This window comes from Devosia sp. Z6_126, from assembly GCF_058133495.1.
This window is the reverse complement of the sequence record NZ_JBYUNO010000004.1, coordinates 57,003-75,025: the sequence shown is the minus strand read 5'-3', so window position 1 is coordinate 75,025 and position 18,023 is coordinate 57,003. Positions and strand designations below refer to the sequence as shown.

The following is an 18,023-nucleotide window of genomic DNA, read 5'->3' as shown; positions in this document are numbered from 1 at the left end:
AAACGAGCGCACTTAGGCCCAGGATGAACTGGTGGTACTGTGCAGGGGTCAAGCCGGGTGAACCATATGAGCGACATTGCACTGACGCCAGCGAGTGCCGTGAGCACAGCCGCCCCCAAGGCACCGCTGTTCCGCGCCGCCAGTTACGCCGATATCGGGCTGGTCCATGCCCGACTACAGGAAGCTATCGTGACCTCGCCCTTTTACTCGAGCGAGTTCAAGGCCTACGAATCGGCCCGGCTGACCAAGCCCTATCTCGCCTCGCTGATCGATGCCGATCCGCACCACGTGATGATGTTCATCCTCAAGGGCGAACCCGCTGGTTTCATGATCTCCGGTCCTGAACTGGGCACGCTCTGGCTCTATTGGTCCTATGTGTTCCCCGACAAGCGGCGCAGCACGCTTGGGGTCCAGGGCATGCGCGCATTTATCGACCATTGGGACAATGGACGCTTCCACAAGATCGCCACCTATACCAAGGCCGGCAATGATCCCGCGGCGGCGATCATGACCCGCATGGGCTTCAAGCAGATCGCGGTGCTCGAGAACCATATCTTTGGCGAAGACTACCTGCTTTATGAGCGCCCGCTCACCAAGGTGATCCCCGGTTATGACCGCGGGGTTAGCGGCGGCATCGCCAATCGGCTGCGCCGTTCCGCCCGGCTGGCGCTGACCCGCTAAAGCGACTGCGGCTAGCCAGTCGCCAGGGTAGCGGCCCGCTTAGCACGGAACCATTGCAGAATGGAAACATCGAGCCCGGCCAGCTTATAAGCCGTCAGCCACAAACCCGCTGACCAAGCGGTAATGGCGATCAGCGCCGACAGCGACGCGCCCATCAGCCCGAATGGGGGCACCAGCAGGGCATTGCCGGCCACCAGCATGACAATGCCCAGCCCTACCGCAGGCAAACTGGCATAGGGGCGATCATGGATCGAGAGCACCAGCGATGCCGGTCCGGCAACCGAGCGCACCACGAGGGACAGGCACAACACGGCAAGCGGCAATGCTCCGGCGGTAAAGGCCGGCCCGAATAGCAGCAGGCCGAACGGCGCGCCTACGGCCATGATCACGAAGAGCAGGACCGATAAGCCACTGGCGACCACATTGGCCTCGCCCACCTTGCGCAGAAAGGCGCTGCGGTCAGAATTGGCCTGGCTTTCAAAAATCTCGGGGAGTGTCACGGCATACACCGCGCCGACCCCGAAGGCGGCCAGCGCAAAGATGCGCGTGCATACGCCAAAGATGGCCAATTGCTCGCGATCGAGCAGATGGCTAAGCAGCAGCAGGTCAATATCGAAAAAGAAGTCGGTGGCGAGCCCGATCAGCACCCACGGCACGGCGAAGCGCCACCAGCGGGCGAGCTCACGCGGCTGAGCCGGCGCCTCGTTCTGAACGGAGCGGAACACCCGCACGACATAGGCGAAGTGCACCAGCGACACTAAGGCACAGCCGACGCCAATTACCCAAAGCATGTTGGAGAATGCCTCGGCTGGCGGAGCCAGGCTCGCAGTCACCAAGAAGGCGCCTACGACAATCAGCGGGCGGAACACGGAATCAACCACATAGCCGGCCAGCGGGTGCTTGAGCCCAACCAGCAGCGCGCCATTGACGTAAAACATCGCGGTGGCAAAGGCGAGCAGCGCGGCGGGCACCAGATGCTGCGCCAGCACACTGCCGCCCTGCCCGATCGCCTGCAGCAGTGGATAACCAGCCACCAGCAGCAGCGCCAGCGTCCCCAGGACATGACCATAGGCCCAGAGCATGAAAATCAGCAGCTGCCGCTGCTGCGCCCGCGCCCGGTATTCGGCCGCGAAATAAGCGCCCACGGTCTGGAAGCCGAAAGGCATGGCGACGCTGATCAGGTTCACCGCGGCCACGATCAGCAGATATTCGCCAAGCAGGCCCGGCCCCCACCAGCGGGCGATCAGCGCCTGGACGACAAAGATCAGCCCCGCACCGAACAGGCGGGCGCCAAAGATGATGGTGGACTGGGAAGCCAGCCGACGCGCCAAACTCATGAGGCGCGGCCCTGCCCGCTGTCGCGGGCCTGGTCGGGCCGTGCAGCGGGGTTGAACAGCCCGGCGACATAGCGGCGCAGTGCGTTAGCGGTGTCGCGGGCCATGAAGGCACCATTGCCAACAAGAAACGGCCAGGGGCGCGAAGCGTAGTTGGCAACGGGCGGCACGGGGCGGATCACGCCGCGGTCGCCAGCCATGCCCTTCTTGAACTGGTGCAGACCGTGATTGCCATCAGTGCCGCCCAAATCATACCAACGCGCCGAGGTGTTATCGCGCAGCCAGCGAATGATGTGCCAGTGGATGAAGTAGCCGGCGCGCAGCGGCAGCGCGTTATCTGCGGTGGCGCCGTAAAGATAGACCGCCCGGTCGCCGGCCTTGAAAATCAGGGCCCCGGCGATCACCGCGCCCTCATGGCGCACGAAGAACAGCTCGGGCCGCAGCGCAGCGATCTCGGTGTTCATCAGCGCGGGCACGGTTTCATAGGCGGAATGATCGGGGAAATTCTTGCGGTCGAGCATCGCCTCATAAAGCGCGGTGAACTCACCCAGCCGTCCGGGCTCGGCATGCTCGAAACTCAAGCCTGCTTTTTCGGACTTGTTGAGGTGGTAGCGCCATTTCTGCGCAAAGCTCTTGCGCTGCTCGGCATCAGAAAGCCTGAGATCGATGATGTAGCGGTTGGGATAAAGCAGCTGCGAGCCCTGCTGAAAACCGCGAGCGCGCAGCTGAGCATAGCTGGCGTTGTCGGGCTCGATCGAGGCACGCGGCAACACGGAAAGCATCATGCCGCGGTTATCGGCATATTCAGCCACCAGCGCCTCGATCATGCCGGGATGAATGGCTGACGCCTGGGGGTGATCGGCATGTTTGAGCATCGGCGCCCATTTTGAAACCGCCAGGGCGCCCAGCCGCAGCGGCAGGGGTTGGATCATCACCAGGGCACCGCCGACGATTTCCCCATCCAGCCGGAACACCATGGGTTCCTGCCGCACCGAAGGCCAGCGGGTGGTGCTGAAAAGGTGGAGCTGTTCCTGGCAGACTTCATCGAATTCGGCGATGATCCGATCCCATTGCGCGCCGGAAACCAGTTCGGGAGCGAGGGACGATGCCGGAGCCTGGGCTTTCGCCGGTGCCCGGTGGTCCAGGCGTGGAACGGTTTGATCCAGGATTGCGGGCATGGGCAGCTTTCGGCTCAGGAGATCAAGCCGAAAGCTACTGCGTTGGGATGAGCAAAACCCTAGCCGAGCGTGGCAAATGCCACAAAACTCGGCCACTGGTTACCAAAGGCTAATGCGAGCCGGGACCACCATAGAACAGCGGAATGTGCGGCAGGGTGTGGTCCAGCAGGGCGTCGGCGCCTTCATAGACCATCTTGGCGGCGACATAGAGGATGATCACCAGGCCGATCCAGGCAATCCAGCGATGCTTGGTCAGCAGGCCGGCGATGAAGGTGGCGGCAACGCCCATCATCACGACGGAAAGTCCCAGGCCGAAGATCAGGGCTTCGGTATGGTGCTGGGCCGCACCGGCCACGGCCAGCACGTTGTCGAGCGACATGGAAACGTCGGCAATGATGATCTGCAGCACGGCCTGGCGCAGCGTCTTCTTGGGCGCGCGCCCGGCAACCGAGCCGTCGGCGTTGAGATCGGCGTCGCCCAAGGCTTCGAGCGCTTCATGTTCCTCATGGGCCGGCTGGCTGAGTTCGCGATACATCTTCCAGCAGACATAAAGCAGCAAGATGCCGCCGGCGATCAGCAAGCCACCGCCCAGCGAGAGCAACTGGGTCGTGATCAGCGCAAAGCAGATGCGCATGATGGTGGCCGCGATGATGCCGATCAGAATGGCGCGCTTGCGCAGATCCGATGGCAGGCCGGCTGCTGCCAGGCCGATCACCACGGCATTGTCGCCGGCCAGCACCAGGTCAATCATGATGACCTGCAGCAGCGAAGAAAAGAAACTCGGATCAATGCCGAACATGAGGGTGGTCCTGTGGGGGAGAAAAGGCGGTCGCTGGGCTATAGCCGCGATGATGGCCGCTGGAAAGCATTTGGCTGAGAAATTTCAGCAAAACCTAGCGGGCAATACTTTACCGCTCCAGCTGAAAGCTCTCCAGATCGGCCGAAATCGTGCAGCGCACACCTAGCGGCGCAAACTCGAGGGCGACCTTGCCGTCGATGGTCCCGGCCAGCCCGGCGCGGATCAACCGCGAGCCCGAACCAAGCGTTCGCGGTACACTCACCGGGGGACCGCCAACTTCCTCCCAGTCGAGCACAAAGCGCTCGCCTTCGGGACTGTCCTGCCGGCCCCAGTTCACCTTCACATAGCCCTCGCCGCCTGAAAGGGCGCCATATTTGACTGCGTTGGTGGAGAGTTCATGCAAGATCAGTGAAAGGGAAAGCGCCGGTCGCGACGCCACCTCGACGGTTTCGCCCGATAAGCGGAACCGTGTTTGGGGGCCATCGTCATGCAGCCGCACCAGCTTGCGCACGATTTCCCCGACCGTGGCGGATCCGGTTTCCCCAGCGATCAGCAGGTCATGGGCGCCGGCCAGCACCTGGACGCGATCGCCCAGTGACTTGGCCGCCGTCGGGATATCGGGAGCGGTGCGAAGTGTCTGGTTGACGATTGCCTGCACCAGGGCCAGCTGGTTCTTCATGCGATGGCCAAGTTCGCTGCGCAGCAGCGACTGCTGCTGGTCGGCTTCGATGCGTTCGGTGACATCGATCGCGTGGACAAAGATCGCGTCCACCTTCCCGTGCAGGTCGCGCAGCGGCTGATAAAGGAAATCGATGATGCGCTGCTCGATGGCGCCGCCGGGCTTACGCTGCAGCTTTACTGGCGTTCCCCTGCCCAAATGGGCAACGCCGCTCCGGTACACCTCGTCGAGCAGTTCCACAAAACCCTGGTTGACAACCTCGGGCAGCGCTTCACTCACTGGCTTGCCGACAATGTCGCGGCGGCCCACCAGCATCTGGTAATCGGCATTGGCGACGGTGATCACATGATCAGGACCGCTCAGCACGGCAATGGCCCCGAGCGTAAGCTCGAAGACCTGCAGGAAGCGCTCGCGTTCCTGCAGTTCTCGCCGGCGCATCAGCACTTCGGATGTGGTTTCCTGGCAGGCGCAGAAGATGCCGACAATCCGCCCCTCGCTGTTGCGCACCGGGGTATAGGAAAAAGCGAAGTGGGTTTCCTCGGGATAGCCCTTTCGGTGCATGGTGAACTCGATGTCATCCATCGAGGTCCCGCGCCCTGCATATGCAGCGTCGATGATGGGCAGCACCTCGTCCCAGATATCGAACCATAATTGCTGGAACGGCCGGCCCAGGGCCTCGGGGTGGCGATCGCCGCACATTGCGGCATAGCTATCATTATAAAGGACGGTGTGTTGGGGCCCCCAGAGGATCAGCATAGGCTGCACCGAGCCCAACATCACCCCGACAAGGGTGCGCAACTCGGGTGGCCACGCGCTGGGGACGCCTAGTGGATGAACTGTCCAGTCTATGGCGCGCAGCAGCGCTCCGCATTCGCCGCCATCCTTAAGGATTGTGTCGTTGGTGGATAAGGGCATCGGGACCGGAAATGAACTGAACAAGGCAGACCGCTGCAGTGCCCTCCCCCACTTGAAAATTCAGGGCGAGCCCAGCCGCAACTCGCTTCATTGCAGGTCTGGGCCCGATTGGGAAGCGCTCTGCCGGAGCCTAAATCACGGTTACGCGATCCGCTCCCTGCTGCGGCTTTCTTGGTTATGGCAGTGCTAACTCTGCCGGATAATCTCGCCCGATCTAGCGGACATATTGGCGCCAGTTGTGCTCCTCGCGAAAGCCCAGCACCTCGCGCGCCTTGCGATTCGACAGCGGCGCCTCAAAGCCCTCGAGCGGGCGCCGGATCGGCGTGTTAGGCGCCCATTTGGCCAGGAACTCCTCGGTGGGCTCGTCGGCAGTGATCTCGTCATTGACGGCGTTGAACACCGAAAAGCCCAGGCCATCCTTTTGCACGCAAAGATCGACGATCTGCCCGAGATCGCGCGCATCGATATAGCTCCACGCATTGCGCTTGCGCGACAGGGGATCAGCGAGAAAGGCCGGGAACTTGTCGTATTCGTGCGGCTCGATCACATTGCCGATGCGCAGCGCATAGATATCAGCACCCGAGCGCATGGCAAATGCGCGCGCGGTTTTCTCGTTGACCACCTTGGACAGGCCATAGCTGTCCATCGGATCGACGTCATAAGCCTCGTCGAGGGGGAAGCTGTGATAGTCTTTGTCCCCTTCGGCAAAACAAACGCCATAGGTGGTTTCACTCGACGCGATGATGATCTTGCGGATCCCGAGCTTCACCGCCGCTTCGATCACATTATAGGTCGAGACAACATTGGCTTGGAATGTAGCGTTATCCGGTCGCAGCAGGATGCGCGGTATGGCGGCAAAATGCACCACTGCATCTACTGGCGCCGGGCCGGTGCCGGTTTCAAGGCCGGCAAAATCGAAATGCATGGAGAGGGCATTGAATGCCTCCCCGCTCTGCGTGAGGTCGGTTGTCAGGGTGTTGACCCCTGCCATGGCCAAAGGCGCCAGATCAACATTGAGCACTTGATGGCCGCGCCCCAGGAGGTATGCGATCACATGCCGGCCGGCCTTGCCGCTGCCGCCGGTAAAAACGATACGCTTGCCCACCGCATTCTCCTTTGCGCTACCAACCAGCAACGGCCCAGGCCGCAAGGCGTTCACCCACGATCGCAATAATCACCCGCGTTGCAGGGGCTGCAACAAACTGCGCCGGAACGGCTGCGGCCGGCGCTGCACGGCGGCGCGCGGTGGTGGATTGGGACCTTCGCAGTTCATCGCTGCGGCAAGGTTCGGCAGGCATCGGGCGTGGGGATGTTTGGGCACCATGATAGTGCTCCGTGTTGATCTCTGTGCCCGCCAACGCAGCCCCAGCACAGCCGATCCATGTGCCTGCCGCGCAGCAGCATTGCCCCGGCCGAGGTCACGGTGCGAAACGGCCTGATCGAGCGCGCTGCTAGCGTATGCTCGCGACCTGGGTAGTCCCGCCCACTGGCTGCTGGATGTCGAACTTGGGCGTGAAGATCACGATGCCAAGCACAAGATATAGCATGATTTTTGCCGCCCGCCTGCGTCGCTGCCGGGCACGATAAGTCAGTCTCATGGCAAAACCCGGCGGGAGGGGCGGAACATTAATGAAGCCTCAAGGGAGAGGTCTTCATTGCAGGCTTCCAGGTCCGCGCCAAGCTTTGCCTCGCAAGAAGGTGAACGGGAGCGCTTAACGCCGCAGCCCCTGTGAATAGGGGGGATTACCGGGCGTTGTTCCAGGCTGGAGCGACTCACCTCCGTGCACGGCCGGGAACAAGTGCGCCCCTGTACAGTTGACCTTGCCTAACACCATGGAGAACACGATGAGCAAGGACGATCGTCAAAAAGAACAGCTCAAGCACGTGGATGCAGGCGGCCATCTCGGCGGGACCGATTTCGGTCAGCAAGGCGGCGAAGCCAAGACCAAGGACACCAAGGAAGGCGGCGACAAGCAGCGCCCGAACGACGGCTCAAACTAGCTGTCTGATCTTCTCTCCAACGCAAGGGGCCTCGCTGATCAGCGGGGCCCTTTTTCGTGATTCGACTGCTACTGGCCGAGCGCCGACTGAGCGGCCGCAATCTGGCCGATCAATTGGTCGAACCCGGCGTCCACCTTCAATCCGGCGGCCATGCGCCGCCGCAAATGGGCCAGCGGCTCCTCGAGCACTGTTTCGAGCACTTCGGCGCACTCGAACTCCCCAACGACGCTCTTGATCTTGGAATTGTCAAACAGCGCCGACCAGCTCTTGTCGCCCCGCAATGGCCCCTCCCATTCCGGGTTGAACCGCACCAGCGTGTCGGTTGGTACATGCACGATCTGCGCCTGAACGCCCAGGCCCGCAGCAATCGCGGTGTGGATTGCGTCCCAGCTATAGCCGCGATCTGAAGTGATATGGAAAATCTCGCCCAGCGCATCCGGATGGGCCAACAGCCGCACAAAGGGAACGGCAAAATCGGCCGAGCGGGTCAGTGTCCAAGGGGTCGCGCCATCGCCCGCAACAACGATCGGCTTGCCATCGAGCAGGCGCTGCACCGTGGTATCGGCCGGCCCCATCATGGTCGGCAAGCCCGTTCGCACGGTGTGGCTGGGCCGCACAATGGTCCAGGGCAGGCCGGTGCTGGCCTGGAGCATGGTTTCGCAGGCGATCTTGTCCTGGCTGTATTTCCAGAACGGATTGATCGCCGGGGTTTGCTCGGTGATCACGTAATGGCGGGCTGGCTTTTCATAAACGGACGCCGAGGAGATGAAGACGTACTGCCCCACCCGGCCCGTAAACACCGCGATGTCCTGCGCCATCTGCTCGGGCGTGAACACCATGAACTGGCACACCACATCCCATTGCTGCTCGCCGAGCTGGCGATAGCTGGCTGGATCCTTCATGTCGCCGGCGATCACGCTGACGCCGGGTGGCAGCGCCACCTCGGACTTGCCGCGGTTGAACACCGTGACCTCGTGCCCCGCCTCCACCGCTTCTGCCGCGCAGGGGAGCGAAATCTGCCCCGTCCCGCCCACAAACAGCACCTTGGTTGCCATCGCCCGTTTCCTCCTCGGCTGGTTCAGCGCACGGCACACCATGCCGCGACCCAGCGATTCGCACACCGGGCACGCCTTTTGGGGCACCAACGCCGTGACGGGTCAAGGCGACAGCCTCGCCGATCACCACAAATACGGGGAAGAAGAACCTTGGTGGGTGCGCACGGACTCGAACCGTGGACCCGCTGATTAAGAGTCAGCTGCTCTACCATCTGAGCTACGCACCCGGTTGAAAACCCGGTACCAAGGTTGGCGCCTCTCTAGCAAAGGGATCGGGGACTGTCCAGCGCCCGCTGTCACTTTCCACAAGGGCTTGATTAGCTAGATTAACAAGTCCATCCCCCGAAGAACAACCGGCGCAACCATCGGCCACCCATCGTCTTTGGCTGGCGCAAGCCTTGGAGACCTCTATGCTCGATTCCGATTTCCTAGCCCTTTCCTCCACCTGGATCATCGCCAATGTCTGGTCGGGGCTGGTCGCCCTGGTCGTGCTGGTCGGCGGCTGGATGTTGGCGGGGCTCCTGTCGCGCTACGTCGTGCAGCTCCTACCCGGGCGCTTACACCGGGACCCCACCATCGTACCGCTCCTGTCGCAAGTGGTGCGTTATGGCGTGCTGCTGGTGACCATTATTATCGTGCTGGGCCAGTTCGGGGTGCAGACCGCTTCCATCCTTGCCGTGCTGGGTGCTGCCGGCCTCGCGGTCGCCCTGGCCTTGCAGGGCACCCTTTCCAATATTGCTGCGGGCATCCTGCTGGTGCTGCTGCGCCCCTTCAATGTGGGCGATCAGATCGATGCCGACGGCATTGCCGGCACCGTGGTGGAAGTGGGCTTGTTTGCAACGCAGATGCGCACGGCTGAAGGGGTCTTCATGTTCGCCCCCAATTCCAAGCTCTCCAACGCCAAGATCATCAACTATACCCGCGAAGCGTCGCGCGTTCTTGAACTCAAGTTCAATGTGCCCCGCACGGCCGATATCGGCGCGGTGCGCCAGGCGGTGCTGGCGGGCCTTACAAGCGGGCAAGCCGAAGCTGCCGGCCAGCCTGAAATCCTGGTTGATGCCCTGGGTGATTCGACTGTGACCCTCGCGGTGCGGGTTGCGGTGTCCAGCCGCAACTGGATGCAGGCGCGGGCTGATATGCAGGAGCGGCTGAAATCCGTCTTGGATACTGCCAATGGTTTTGCCCAGCCCGCTGCATAGGCCTGCCGTTAAGTCCTAAAGTCCACGCCGCTCCCTAAAGGACTGCAAATCCAGCACGTTTCCCTGCCAAGCGGGCGCATCTTCGGTCAGATCATCGATCAGGGTTATGGTTCGCTCGACGATGTTACGCAACTGCCGCGACTGGTTGTCGCCACCCTGCAGCATGGCCGCGGCGCGTCGGAGATGCTCGCGCGCAAGATCGTAGGTTGGCTTCATGGCAATGGCTCCTGTCGGAAGATTCTGGTGAGTCGGTGCACTCGGCACGCCCGCAGAAGATGGGACCGCATGCCTTCGCGGTCCTTGCGGCAGCCGCGCGCATTTGCATCAAATGCAATCTAAAGGACAACGAGGCGCAAAGGCCTGCACACAATGGGAAACTGCGCCGTCCAGCCCCTTTTTGGCTGTGCACAACAGCGGTAAAGCGGGTTCGGGTCGGCGAGGCGTTAAGGCGCGGTGATGCCGATGCGGGCGCGCAGGCCCCGGTGGTTGGAGCCAAAGGTTTCGGGCAGCACTGCAAGGCTTTCCACCACCGCATTGCCGCGGGTGAAGACATTGTCGATCGGCACGCCAATCGGTCCGAACTCGGGCGGCCAAGTCGAGGGATAAAATGGCGCCACCTGCAATTGGCTGCCCCGCACCAGCCGATTTATCGCATAGGACCAGGGCGCGGCATTGAAATCTCCCGCAATGATCGCGGGGCCCTCGACCGCTTCCAGGATGTCGCGCAGCCGGCGCAGTTCCGCTTCCGACTGCATGTCGAAATATGGCTTGGTCAGGTGCACGGCGACGAGGGTTACCGCTTCCTCGCCGATCCGCGTGCGCGCGGTGATCACCCGCTGCTGAGAGAAGTTCGACAGGCTGAGGGTTTGAACATCTTCGAGCGGGGTGCGCGAGAACATGGTGAGGTCGCAGGTCAGCTCCTGCTCGCAGCCGATGCGATAGGGGTAAACGGCAGCAAGCGCGCCCAGCTCGGGAAACAAGGGCGCCGATTCGAGGGTAAACACCACATCCGCCGACGAGGCGGCGAGCATCCCGGCAATAGCCGGCCCATTCTCGGTATTGTTGTTGAGGATGTTGAAGCTGACCAGCTCAACTGTCTGCGTCACCGGGCGGGCAGCAGCCGCCAGGCGCGCTTGTTGTTGCCCGTAGATAATCCAGCCACCCTGCCCCACGCTCAGCAGCGCGAGCAGCGCCAGCAGCCCGGCCCGCCAGCGTGAGCCGGCAATGGCCAGGGCTATCGCCAGGGCAAGGCAAAGCAGTGCCGAGTGGAAGCGCAACGTCTGCAGCAGTGGCTGACCAGGCAGCAATGGCCAGACTGTGCCCCCGACCAGCAGGACGAGGGCCGTGACGGCCAGCCCGGTTAGAACGCCCCTGATTTCGCTCCGGCTGATCATGGCAAGCACCTCGCCCGCCTTGATGCCCGATGGCAGGCGTTTACGCAACGCGCGGCTAAGCCTGCCGCACAACTTGGCGCGACAGGCTTGGGGGTGTTGTCAGCGGGTGTTTAGCCAGCCATGGCGCCCTGGGCGGCGGCGCCGCGCTCGATCATCAAGCGGTTAAAGGCATTGAGGTAAGCGCGGGCGGAAGCCACCAGCGTATCGGGCTCGGCGGCATTGCCCGAGGCGATGCGGCCGTTCATTTCGAGGCGCACATGAGCACTGGCCTGCGCATCGGTGCCGCCGGTCACGCCGTCCACCGCATAAAGTACCAGATGCGGCTGCTGGCCCACGGCTTCCTTGATGGCATTGAAGATCGCATCGACCGAACCGGTGCCATCAAAGCTCACCGAGCTTTCATCGCCATCGATCGACAGGGTAATATTGGCGCGGTGCGTGCCGCCGGTTTTGGAAATGACTTCCATATCAACAAGGCGGATGCGATCGCCAACCGAGCCGACTTCATCGTCCACCAGCGCCACGATATCGGCGTCATAGACGTGCTTTTTGCGGTCAGCCAGATCCTTGAAGCGCTGGAAGGCTTCCTGGAAGGCATTCTCGCCCAGCTCATAGCCAAGCTCCTTGAGCTTGTCCTTGAAGGCGGCGCGGCCGGAATGCTTGCCCATCACCAGGGTCGTTTCCTTGATGCCGACGCTGGCAGGCGTCATGATCTCGTAGGTCTCGGCATTCTTGAGCATGCCATCCTGGTGGATGCCGCTTTCATGGGCGAAGGCATTCTTGCCCACGATGGCCTTGTTGTATTGCACCGGGAAATTGGCCGCGGCCGAAACGATGCGGCTGGCGCGGGCGAGATGGGTGGTTTCAATTTCGGTGAGGTAGGGCATGGCGTCGGCGCGGGTGCGCAGCGCCATCACCACTTCCTCGAGCGCCGCATTGCCGGCGCGTTCGCCCAAGCCATTGATCGTGCATTCGATCTGGCGGGCGCCGGCGGCAACACCGGCCAGCGAATTGGCGACAGCCAGGCCCAGGTCGTTGTGGCAATGCACCGAAAAGATTGCCTTGTCGGCATCGGGCACGGTCTCGATGATGGTCTTGAACATGCGGAAATGCTCTTCGGGCACCGCATAACCCACCGTATCGGGCAGGTTGATCGTGGTGGCACCGGCCCGAATCGCGGTTTCGACGCAGCGCTTGAGGAATTCGAGCGGCGTGCGGGTCGCGTCCATAGCTGACCATTCCACGTCGTCCACCAGGTTGCGCGCCTGGGCAACGGTGCGCGCGATGATCTCGATCACCTCGTCTTCGGTCTTTTTCATCTGGTGCGCCAGATGGATCGGCGAGGTCGAAACGAACGTATGGATGCGCCCCTTGCGGGCATGACGCACCGCTTCGCCGGCCCGGTCGATATCGGCGGTGATGGCACGGGCCAACCCTGCGACCGTGGCGTTCTTGACCTGCTTGGCGACGGCAACCACGGCTTCGAAATCGCCATTGGAGGCGATGGGGAAGCCGGCCTCGATGATATCGACGCCCATTTCGTCGAGCGTTTCGGCAACCTGCAGCTTTTCTTCCAGCGTCATGGTCGCGCCGGGCGATTGCTCGCCGTCGCGCAGCGTGGTGTCGAAGATGAAGACGCGGTCTTTGTTGGTGTCGGTAGCGGGGGTAGTCATGCGGATGATCCTATCAAACGGCCCAAAGCTAAAGCTCTGCAGGCCGGACATTTACTGTTCGGCTGGTGGCGTAATCCCCTGACGACCCGCTCGCTTGATCGAGCTGCCGGTGATCAGGGGCTGATAAGAAGAAGCACTAGCGCTGGAAGCAGCAACAAAGCGGCAGCAGCGAAAAGGCGGGCCTGAAGGGCCTGGCGCTGTTCGACGGCAATGGCAATGGCGCGCTTGCGCTGCATAACATTCATCCGGTTGCTTGGCGATAATGGCCCACATCAGCCTGGGTTGCAACCCTGGAGGACAGGCTGGGCGCAAGGAACTGTGCTGATAAGCTCAGTCCCCCAGCTCCAGGGCCCCTTCCCCAACGATGACGGCATGCCCGCCAATGCCCCCATGCACCAGCCGGTCGCGCTCCTTGCGCAACTGGATGGTGATGCGGCAGGGCCGCCCCATTTCCACCCCCTGCCGGATCACAAGGTCGATCTGGCCGGTGCCGATATTGACATGCTCGGAGAGAAGCCCAATTAGCGCCGCCGCCGCCGAACCGGTGCCCGGATCCTCGGCGAGACCAAGCCCGGGCGCAAACATGCGGGCGGCAATATCATTGCCGGGCTCATCGGGGGTGAGCGTAAACAGATAGACCGAGTGCCGCCCATGGGGGAAAACCTCGTTCCATGCCGCCATGTTCGGCCGTGCCCGCTTCAGCACCGCAGCGTCCCGCACCGGCACGAGGTGGAACACCACCCCGGCTGAATACACGGTGGGGCGATAAGGACCGCACCCGATCTCCTCGGGATCAATGCCCAGAGCCTGGGCGATTGCCAGCATGTTGTCGAGCTTGCCCACCTGCTCGGGCAGTTGCGGCAGCGCAAAACGCGCCTCGCCTGAGGTCTTGTCGGTTTTTTCGAACAGCGCCGTAATGAGCCCGATCTTTTCCTCGAGCCGGACGGCGCTGACCTTGTTGTTAAGCCCCAGCACCACCGCGGCCCCGACCGTCGGGTGCCCGGCAAAGGGCAACTCGGTCATCGGCGTAAAGATGCGGACGGCGGCCGAATTGCGCTCCGCCTGCGGCTTGAGCAGGAACACGGTTTCGCTGAGATTGAACTCGCGCGCGATCGCCTGCATCTCGTCGTCAAGCAGGCCATCAGCCTTGCAGACCACCGCCAATGGATTGCCGGCAAAGCGCTCCTGCGTGAAGACGTCCAGCAGCAGATAATTCAGTTTCATGACAGGCCCCCTGCCCTCAGCAATGGAGTTGCTGGGGAGACCTGTCAAGCCGCGGGACGACTACTGCGCCGGCAAGGCGTAACTCGCGCGCTCGAGCCCGAGATGCTCACAAAGCGCCGCGACGCCGACATTATGATCTTCCCGCCCCGGCAGGCCTGAAATGGTCAGGCACCCGATAATGCCCGCGCCCGGCACCCGCAGGGGAAAACCGCCACCGGCAAAGACATAGTCCACCGGGTCCACCCCGGCCTGTGGCGGTGGCGGCGCTTCGCCCCGCTCCAGCACCAGCCGGTAGCTGGCGCGCTGAAAGCGCCGGACCGAATTGATCTTGCGCCGCACCCATTCGGCATTGTCCGGGCCCGTCCCCGCCGTGGCCGCGAAGAACAGCCGCCGGTCCCAGGTGCAGATATCCACCACGAGAGACAAACCCTCGGCCAGCGCGCGTGCCCGCACTGATGAGCCGATGCTGAATGCCACATCCTCATCCAGCTGCGGCAAGGCGAGTTCGAGTTCCTGGCGTTTGATCAGCGCGATATCGTCGAGAGTTGTCATGTTTCAGTCCTGATGAAGGCGGGTCCAGGCGTCGAACAGCGGCGTGCGATCCACGGCGCCTTGGGGAAAATTGACGAGGTCAGGATCGATGCCGGCCCAGGCGGCCTTGCTTTCCGTCCAGATATTGCCCACTGGCACCGCCCAATCGATGTCGTCAAGCGTGCCAGCCCGCATCACGCGGATGCCTGGCATTGGTGGCAGGTTCCACACCCAGCCATGGCAATGGGCACAAAAATGCATGGCAATGACATTGCCGCTATCGGCGCGTCGGTCGTAGCGCACCGTGTCACCCGACAGCTGCTCGATATCGTCTTCGCGGGCGATCATCGACATCGACCATCCCGCCCCCGAAAAGCGCTGGCAGTCCTTGCAGTGGCAATTATAGACCGAAAGCGGGGCAGCCTTGAGCCGGTAGCGCACGGCGCCACACTGGCATCCGCCCTCCTGTGGGAAATCTGGTAAGCGCATGGGTCACTCCTCCCGAACTAGTTACCGGGTTTGGCGGCAGCGCGGAAGATGGAGTGCGGCAAAAGAAAACGGGGGCTGAAGCCCCCGTCCATAGCGATTTAGTTCTTGGCCTTGTCGACCAGCGCGCCGGCCTTGATCCAGGGCATCATGTCCCGCAGCTTGGTGCCGACTTCCTCGATCTGGTGCTCGTCATGCAGACGCCGGGTCGCCTTGAAGCGCGAACCGCCGGCCTTGATTTCCTGCATCCACTCGGAGGTGAACTTGCCCGACTGGATGTCGTGCAGCACGCGCTTCATCTCGGCCTTGGTTTCCGAGGTAATGATGCGCGGACCGGTGACGTACTCGCCCCACTCGGCCGTGTTGGAGATCGAGTAGTTCATGTTGGCGATGCCGCCCTGGTAGATCAGGTCTACGATCAGCTTCACTTCGTGCAGGCACTCGAAATAGGCCATTTCGGGTGCATAGCCGGCTTCCACCAGCGTTTCGAAACCGGCGCGGATCAGCTCAACCAGACCACCGCAGAGCACGGCCTGCTCGCCGAACAGGTCGGTCTCGCATTCCTCGCGGAAATTGGTTTCGATCACGCCCGAACGGCCGCCACCAACACCCGAAGCATAGGCGAGCGCGATGTCATGGGCATTGCCCGAAGCGTCCTGGTGCACGGCGATCAGGCATGGCACGCCGCCACCCTTCTGGTATTCGCCACGCACGGTGTGACCGGGACCCTTGGGGGCGATCATGATCACGTCCACGGTCGACTTGGGCTCGATCAGGTTGAAGTGCACGTTGAGGCCATGGGCGAAGGCGAGCGCGGCGCCATCACGGATATTGGGCTCGATATGCTCTTTATAGATATCGGCCTGCAATTCGTCGGGGGTCAGCATCATGATCACATCGGCCCAGGCGGAGGCCTCGGCAACCGACATGACCTTCAGGCCTTCGCCCTCGGCCTTCTTGGCCGACGGGGAGCCGGGGCGCAGCGCCACCACCACATCGGTGACCCCGGAGTCGCGCAAGTTCAGCACATGCGCATGGCCCTGCGAGCCATAACCGACAATGGCGACCTTCTTGGACTTGATGATGTTGAGATCGGCGTCACGATCATAATAAACGCGCATGGAGCACTCCCCTGTTATGGCGCTGTATCCGCCCCGTAGAGGGCGAAGAATTGGTTGGTCGCGGCCGTGGCATCGGCCTCGATATTGGCTTCGACATTGGACTGGGTGAGCTTCTTGTCACCCAGCAGCAGCCGAATCTGGACATCGCGCACGACGAGTCCGAAAAAGGTGCGATACGCGTCTTCGCTGTTGTCGAACCGCAGCAGGCGCGCATCGCGCCCTGCCTCCAGAATTGGCTTGAGGCGCCGGCGGATCGCCAGCGGTCCATTTTCGAGCACGATGATCCCGAGCCGATCCTTTTCCTGGGCGGCATGGGTCACGGCGGTGCGGTTGAGCGTGATCGAGACTTCCCCCACGATCGTGGTGAGGAGGTCGCGCGCAAACTGCTCGATCGAGGAGCGCAGCGTTTGCGCATTAAGGCCGGTGCGATCCACCTGCGGCATGCGCACCTTGGCCGCCTGCCACTGCACGGTGGCGGTCAGCAGTCCGTCGCGATCGCCAAACCACTTGTAGAGCGTTTCCTTGGAACAGCTGGCCCGCCGCGCCACCGCGGTCATGGTCAGCCCTTCCCCATTCTCAACCAACAGATCGAGCGCCGCGGTCAGCACGGCCTGCTGACGCGGGGTAAAACTCTCTTCATTGACCTTGATGGTCACCGGCACGCACGAACTCCCCTGGCAGGCTGATCTGCCGCAAATTTCATCGGCATGCCGTACCGTACGGTACGGTTCTGCGCAACTGTTTCTTTGCCTGTGTGTATGAGGACGGAGATCACCTGTAGGTCTCCGTCATGACCTGCGGCGAGCGGGAGTATCTCTGAGGATCGGCCCGATTCCTAAAATGGGCCTTACCTACCAGACCAAGGCGTGCACACGCCGACCAATAGCGGGCTCAGCATCGAAGGCGGGACGATCAGTCTCACACGTCAGTGTTGAACTTCCGTCAGCCGGCTTGATCATCTCATTGCGACGCAGGAAGCACGCATCAGTGGGAGATCTGGCCCAGGAACGTCTTGGTCCGCTCGTTCTGCGGGTTGGAAAAGAAGCTTTCGGGTTCGCCGATCTCGACGATTTCGCCCTTGTCCATGAAGATCACCCGATCGGCCACCTTGCGGGCAAAGCCCATTTCGTGGGTCACCACCAGCATGGTCATGCCTTCGCGGGCGAGGTCGATCATGGTGTCGAGCACTTCGTTGACCATCTCGGGGTCAAGCGCCGAGGTGGGCTCATCGAACAGCATGATCTTGGGGTTCATGCAGAGCGCCCGGGCAATGGCGACGCGCTGCTGCTGACCGCCTGAAAGCTGGGCGGGGTATTTGTCGGCCTGTTCAGGGATGCGCACGCGCTCGAGATAGCGCCGCGCCGTCGCCTCGGCTTCCGCCTTGCTCACCCCGCGCACCAGGGTGGGGGCGAGCATGCAGTTTTCCAGCACAGTCATGTGCGGGAAGAGGTTAAACTGCTGGAACACCATGCCGACATCGCGGCGGATCTTTTCCACATTACTGCCCGAGGTCAACTCGATGCCATCAACGGTGATGGTGCCGGACTGGATGGTTTCGAGCTGGTTGATGCAGCGAATAAGGGTGGATTTGCCGGATCCGGAGGGGCCGCACACGACGATCTTCTCGCCGCGTGCGACGGACAGGTTGATGGCATTGAGGGCGTGGTAGCTGTCATACCATTTATCGACGTCGCGCATGGCGACGGCGATATCGGCAGTTTCGGGTGCAGCCTTGGTCATTGCAGTTTCTGCC

General features: G+C 62.2%; 18 protein-coding genes and 1 tRNA gene. 3 read left to right on the top strand and 16 right to left on the bottom strand.

Annotated elements, in window-relative coordinates; translation table 11 throughout:
• The first annotated feature begins 66 nt into the window (after positions 1 to 66).
• Positions 67 to 681 carry a GNAT family N-acetyltransferase gene (locus AC3YOG_RS17215; RefSeq protein WP_127753499.1) on the top strand — a complete coding sequence of 205 codons (615 nt, stop codon included), beginning with the start codon at positions 67 to 69 and terminating at the stop codon, positions 679 to 681.
• A gap of 11 nt (positions 682 to 692) precedes the next feature.
• On the opposite strand, the gene AC3YOG_RS17210 is transcribed toward AC3YOG_RS17215, so the two are convergent.
• From AC3YOG_RS17210 to AC3YOG_RS17190, 5 genes are all read right to left on the bottom strand, one after another.
• Positions 693 to 2,018 carry a lipopolysaccharide biosynthesis protein gene (locus AC3YOG_RS17210; RefSeq protein WP_489935974.1) on the bottom strand — a complete coding sequence of 442 codons (1,326 nt, stop codon included), beginning with the start codon at positions 2,016 to 2,018 and terminating at the stop codon, positions 693 to 695.
• Positions 2,015 to 3,193 carry a lipid II:glycine glycyltransferase FemX gene (locus AC3YOG_RS17205; RefSeq protein WP_489935973.1) on the bottom strand — a complete coding sequence of 393 codons (1,179 nt, stop codon included), beginning with the start codon at positions 3,191 to 3,193 and terminating at the stop codon, positions 2,015 to 2,017. Before AC3YOG_RS17205 ends, AC3YOG_RS17210 begins: the two co-directional genes overlap by 4 nt.
• A gap of 109 nt (positions 3,194 to 3,302) precedes the next feature.
• A complete protein-coding gene (locus tag AC3YOG_RS17200; protein WP_489935972.1) occupies positions 3,303 to 3,992 on the bottom strand; it encodes a YjbE family putative metal transport protein in 690 nt (229 codons plus the stop codon).
• Positions 3,993 to 4,101: 109 nt separating this feature from the next.
• Positions 4,102 to 5,610: a sensor histidine kinase gene (locus AC3YOG_RS17195; RefSeq protein ID WP_489935971.1), complete on the bottom strand. Its 1,509-nt coding sequence runs from the start codon at positions 5,608 to 5,610 to the stop codon at positions 4,102 to 4,104.
• Positions 5,611 to 5,800: 190 nt separating this feature from the next.
• Positions 5,801 to 6,691, bottom strand: coding sequence for an NAD-dependent epimerase/dehydratase family protein (locus AC3YOG_RS17190; RefSeq protein ID WP_489889033.1), 891 nt, complete (start codon positions 6,689 to 6,691; stop codon positions 5,801 to 5,803).
• A 740-nt stretch (positions 6,692 to 7,431) separates the two neighbouring features.
• Between AC3YOG_RS17190 and AC3YOG_RS17185 the strand changes: the two genes are divergently transcribed.
• Positions 7,432 to 7,587, top strand: coding sequence for a hypothetical protein (locus AC3YOG_RS17185; RefSeq protein ID WP_164854676.1), 156 nt, complete (start codon positions 7,432 to 7,434; stop codon positions 7,585 to 7,587).
• 68 nt (positions 7,588 to 7,655) lie between these two features.
• Here AC3YOG_RS17185 and AC3YOG_RS17180 read toward each other — a convergent pair whose 3' ends face one another.
• Entirely contained in the window at positions 7,656 to 8,642 is a 987-nt protein-coding gene (locus AC3YOG_RS17180) for an SDR family oxidoreductase (RefSeq protein ID WP_489935970.1), read from the bottom strand.
• A 151-nt stretch (positions 8,643 to 8,793) separates the two neighbouring features.
• Positions 8,794 to 8,869: transfer RNA gene (locus AC3YOG_RS17175), tRNA-Lys, on the bottom strand.
• A gap of 183 nt (positions 8,870 to 9,052) precedes the next feature.
• Between AC3YOG_RS17175 and AC3YOG_RS17170 the strand changes: the two genes are divergently transcribed.
• A complete protein-coding gene (locus tag AC3YOG_RS17170) occupies positions 9,053 to 9,841 on the top strand; it encodes a mechanosensitive ion channel family protein (RefSeq protein ID WP_489935969.1) in 789 nt (262 codons plus the stop codon).
• 15 nt (positions 9,842 to 9,856) lie between these two features.
• Here the strand turns inward: AC3YOG_RS17170 and AC3YOG_RS17165 are convergent, their stop codons facing one another.
• The 9 genes from AC3YOG_RS17165 to AC3YOG_RS17125 form a co-directional block, all read right to left on the bottom strand.
• A complete protein-coding gene (locus AC3YOG_RS17165; RefSeq protein ID WP_172123619.1) occupies positions 9,857 to 10,057 on the bottom strand; it encodes a hypothetical protein in 201 nt (66 codons plus the stop codon).
• Between the two features lie 227 nt (positions 10,058 to 10,284).
• Complete coding sequence (locus AC3YOG_RS17160) at positions 10,285 to 11,283, bottom strand: endonuclease/exonuclease/phosphatase family protein (RefSeq protein ID WP_489935968.1); 999 nt, start codon at positions 11,281 to 11,283, stop codon at positions 10,285 to 10,287.
• A gap of 62 nt (positions 11,284 to 11,345) precedes the next feature.
• Entirely contained in the window at positions 11,346 to 12,908 is a 1,563-nt protein-coding gene (locus AC3YOG_RS17155) for a 2-isopropylmalate synthase (RefSeq protein WP_489935967.1), read from the bottom strand.
• A gap of 330 nt (positions 12,909 to 13,238) precedes the next feature.
• A complete protein-coding gene (locus AC3YOG_RS17150; protein ID WP_489935966.1) occupies positions 13,239 to 14,132 on the bottom strand; it encodes a PhzF family phenazine biosynthesis protein in 894 nt (297 codons plus the stop codon).
• Positions 14,133 to 14,192: 60 nt separating this feature from the next.
• Positions 14,193 to 14,684, bottom strand: a complete 492-nt coding sequence (locus AC3YOG_RS17145; RefSeq protein ID WP_489935965.1) for a heme-degrading domain-containing protein — start codon at positions 14,682 to 14,684, stop codon at positions 14,193 to 14,195.
• Positions 14,685 to 14,687: 3 nt separating this feature from the next.
• Positions 14,688 to 15,152, bottom strand: a complete 465-nt coding sequence (locus tag AC3YOG_RS17140) for a GFA family protein (RefSeq protein ID WP_489935964.1) — start codon at positions 15,150 to 15,152, stop codon at positions 14,688 to 14,690.
• A gap of 98 nt (positions 15,153 to 15,250) precedes the next feature.
• Entirely contained in the window at positions 15,251 to 16,270 is a 1,020-nt protein-coding gene (ilvC, locus tag AC3YOG_RS17135; RefSeq protein WP_489889025.1) for a ketol-acid reductoisomerase, read from the bottom strand.
• 14 nt (positions 16,271 to 16,284) lie between these two features.
• Positions 16,285 to 16,932 carry a TetR/AcrR family transcriptional regulator gene (locus tag AC3YOG_RS17130; RefSeq protein ID WP_127753514.1) on the bottom strand — a complete coding sequence of 216 codons (648 nt, stop codon included), beginning with the start codon at positions 16,930 to 16,932 and terminating at the stop codon, positions 16,285 to 16,287.
• A gap of 322 nt (positions 16,933 to 17,254) precedes the next feature.
• Positions 17,255 to 18,010: an amino acid ABC transporter ATP-binding protein gene (locus AC3YOG_RS17125; protein WP_127753515.1), complete on the bottom strand. Its 756-nt coding sequence runs from the start codon at positions 18,008 to 18,010 to the stop codon at positions 17,255 to 17,257.
• Between the last annotated feature and the right edge of the window lie 13 nt (positions 18,011 to 18,023).

Bases quoted from the DNA above. Each gene is read 5' to 3' on its own strand.
- AC3YOG_RS17145 (WP_489935965.1), bottom strand. From the start codon at position 14,684: ATGACAACTCTCGACGATATCGCGCTGATCAAACGCCAGGAACTCGAA.
- AC3YOG_RS17155 (WP_489935967.1), bottom strand. From the start codon at position 12,908: ATGACTACCCCCGCTACCGACACCAACAAAGACCGCGTCTTCATCTTC.
- AC3YOG_RS17205 (WP_489935973.1), bottom strand. From the start codon at position 3,193: ATGCCCGCAATCCTGGATCAAACCGTTCCACGCCTGGACCACCGGGCA.
- AC3YOG_RS17210 (WP_489935974.1), bottom strand. From the start codon at position 2,018: ATGAGTTTGGCGCGTCGGCTGGCTTCCCAGTCCACCATCATCTTTGGC.
- AC3YOG_RS17185 (WP_164854676.1), top strand. From the start codon at position 7,432: ATGAGCAAGGACGATCGTCAAAAAGAACAGCTCAAGCACGTGGATGCA.
- AC3YOG_RS17170 (WP_489935969.1), top strand. From the start codon at position 9,053: ATGCTCGATTCCGATTTCCTAGCCCTTTCCTCCACCTGGATCATCGCC.
- AC3YOG_RS17125 (WP_127753515.1), bottom strand. From the start codon at position 18,010: ATGACCAAGGCTGCACCCGAAACTGCCGATATCGCCGTCGCCATGCGC.
- AC3YOG_RS17150 (WP_489935966.1), bottom strand. From the start codon at position 14,132: ATGAAACTGAATTATCTGCTGCTGGACGTCTTCACGCAGGAGCGCTTT.
- AC3YOG_RS17215 (WP_127753499.1), top strand. From the start codon at position 67: ATGAGCGACATTGCACTGACGCCAGCGAGTGCCGTGAGCACAGCCGCC.
- ilvC (WP_489889025.1), bottom strand. From the start codon at position 16,270: ATGCGCGTTTATTATGATCGTGACGCCGATCTCAACATCATCAAGTCC.
- AC3YOG_RS17165 (WP_172123619.1), bottom strand. From the start codon at position 10,057: ATGAAGCCAACCTACGATCTTGCGCGCGAGCATCTCCGACGCGCCGCG.
- AC3YOG_RS17200 (WP_489935972.1), bottom strand. From the start codon at position 3,992: ATGTTCGGCATTGATCCGAGTTTCTTTTCTTCGCTGCTGCAGGTCATC.
- AC3YOG_RS17180 (WP_489935970.1), bottom strand. From the start codon at position 8,642: ATGGCAACCAAGGTGCTGTTTGTGGGCGGGACGGGGCAGATTTCGCTC.
- AC3YOG_RS17140 (WP_489935964.1), bottom strand. From the start codon at position 15,152: ATGCGCTTACCAGATTTCCCACAGGAGGGCGGATGCCAGTGTGGCGCC.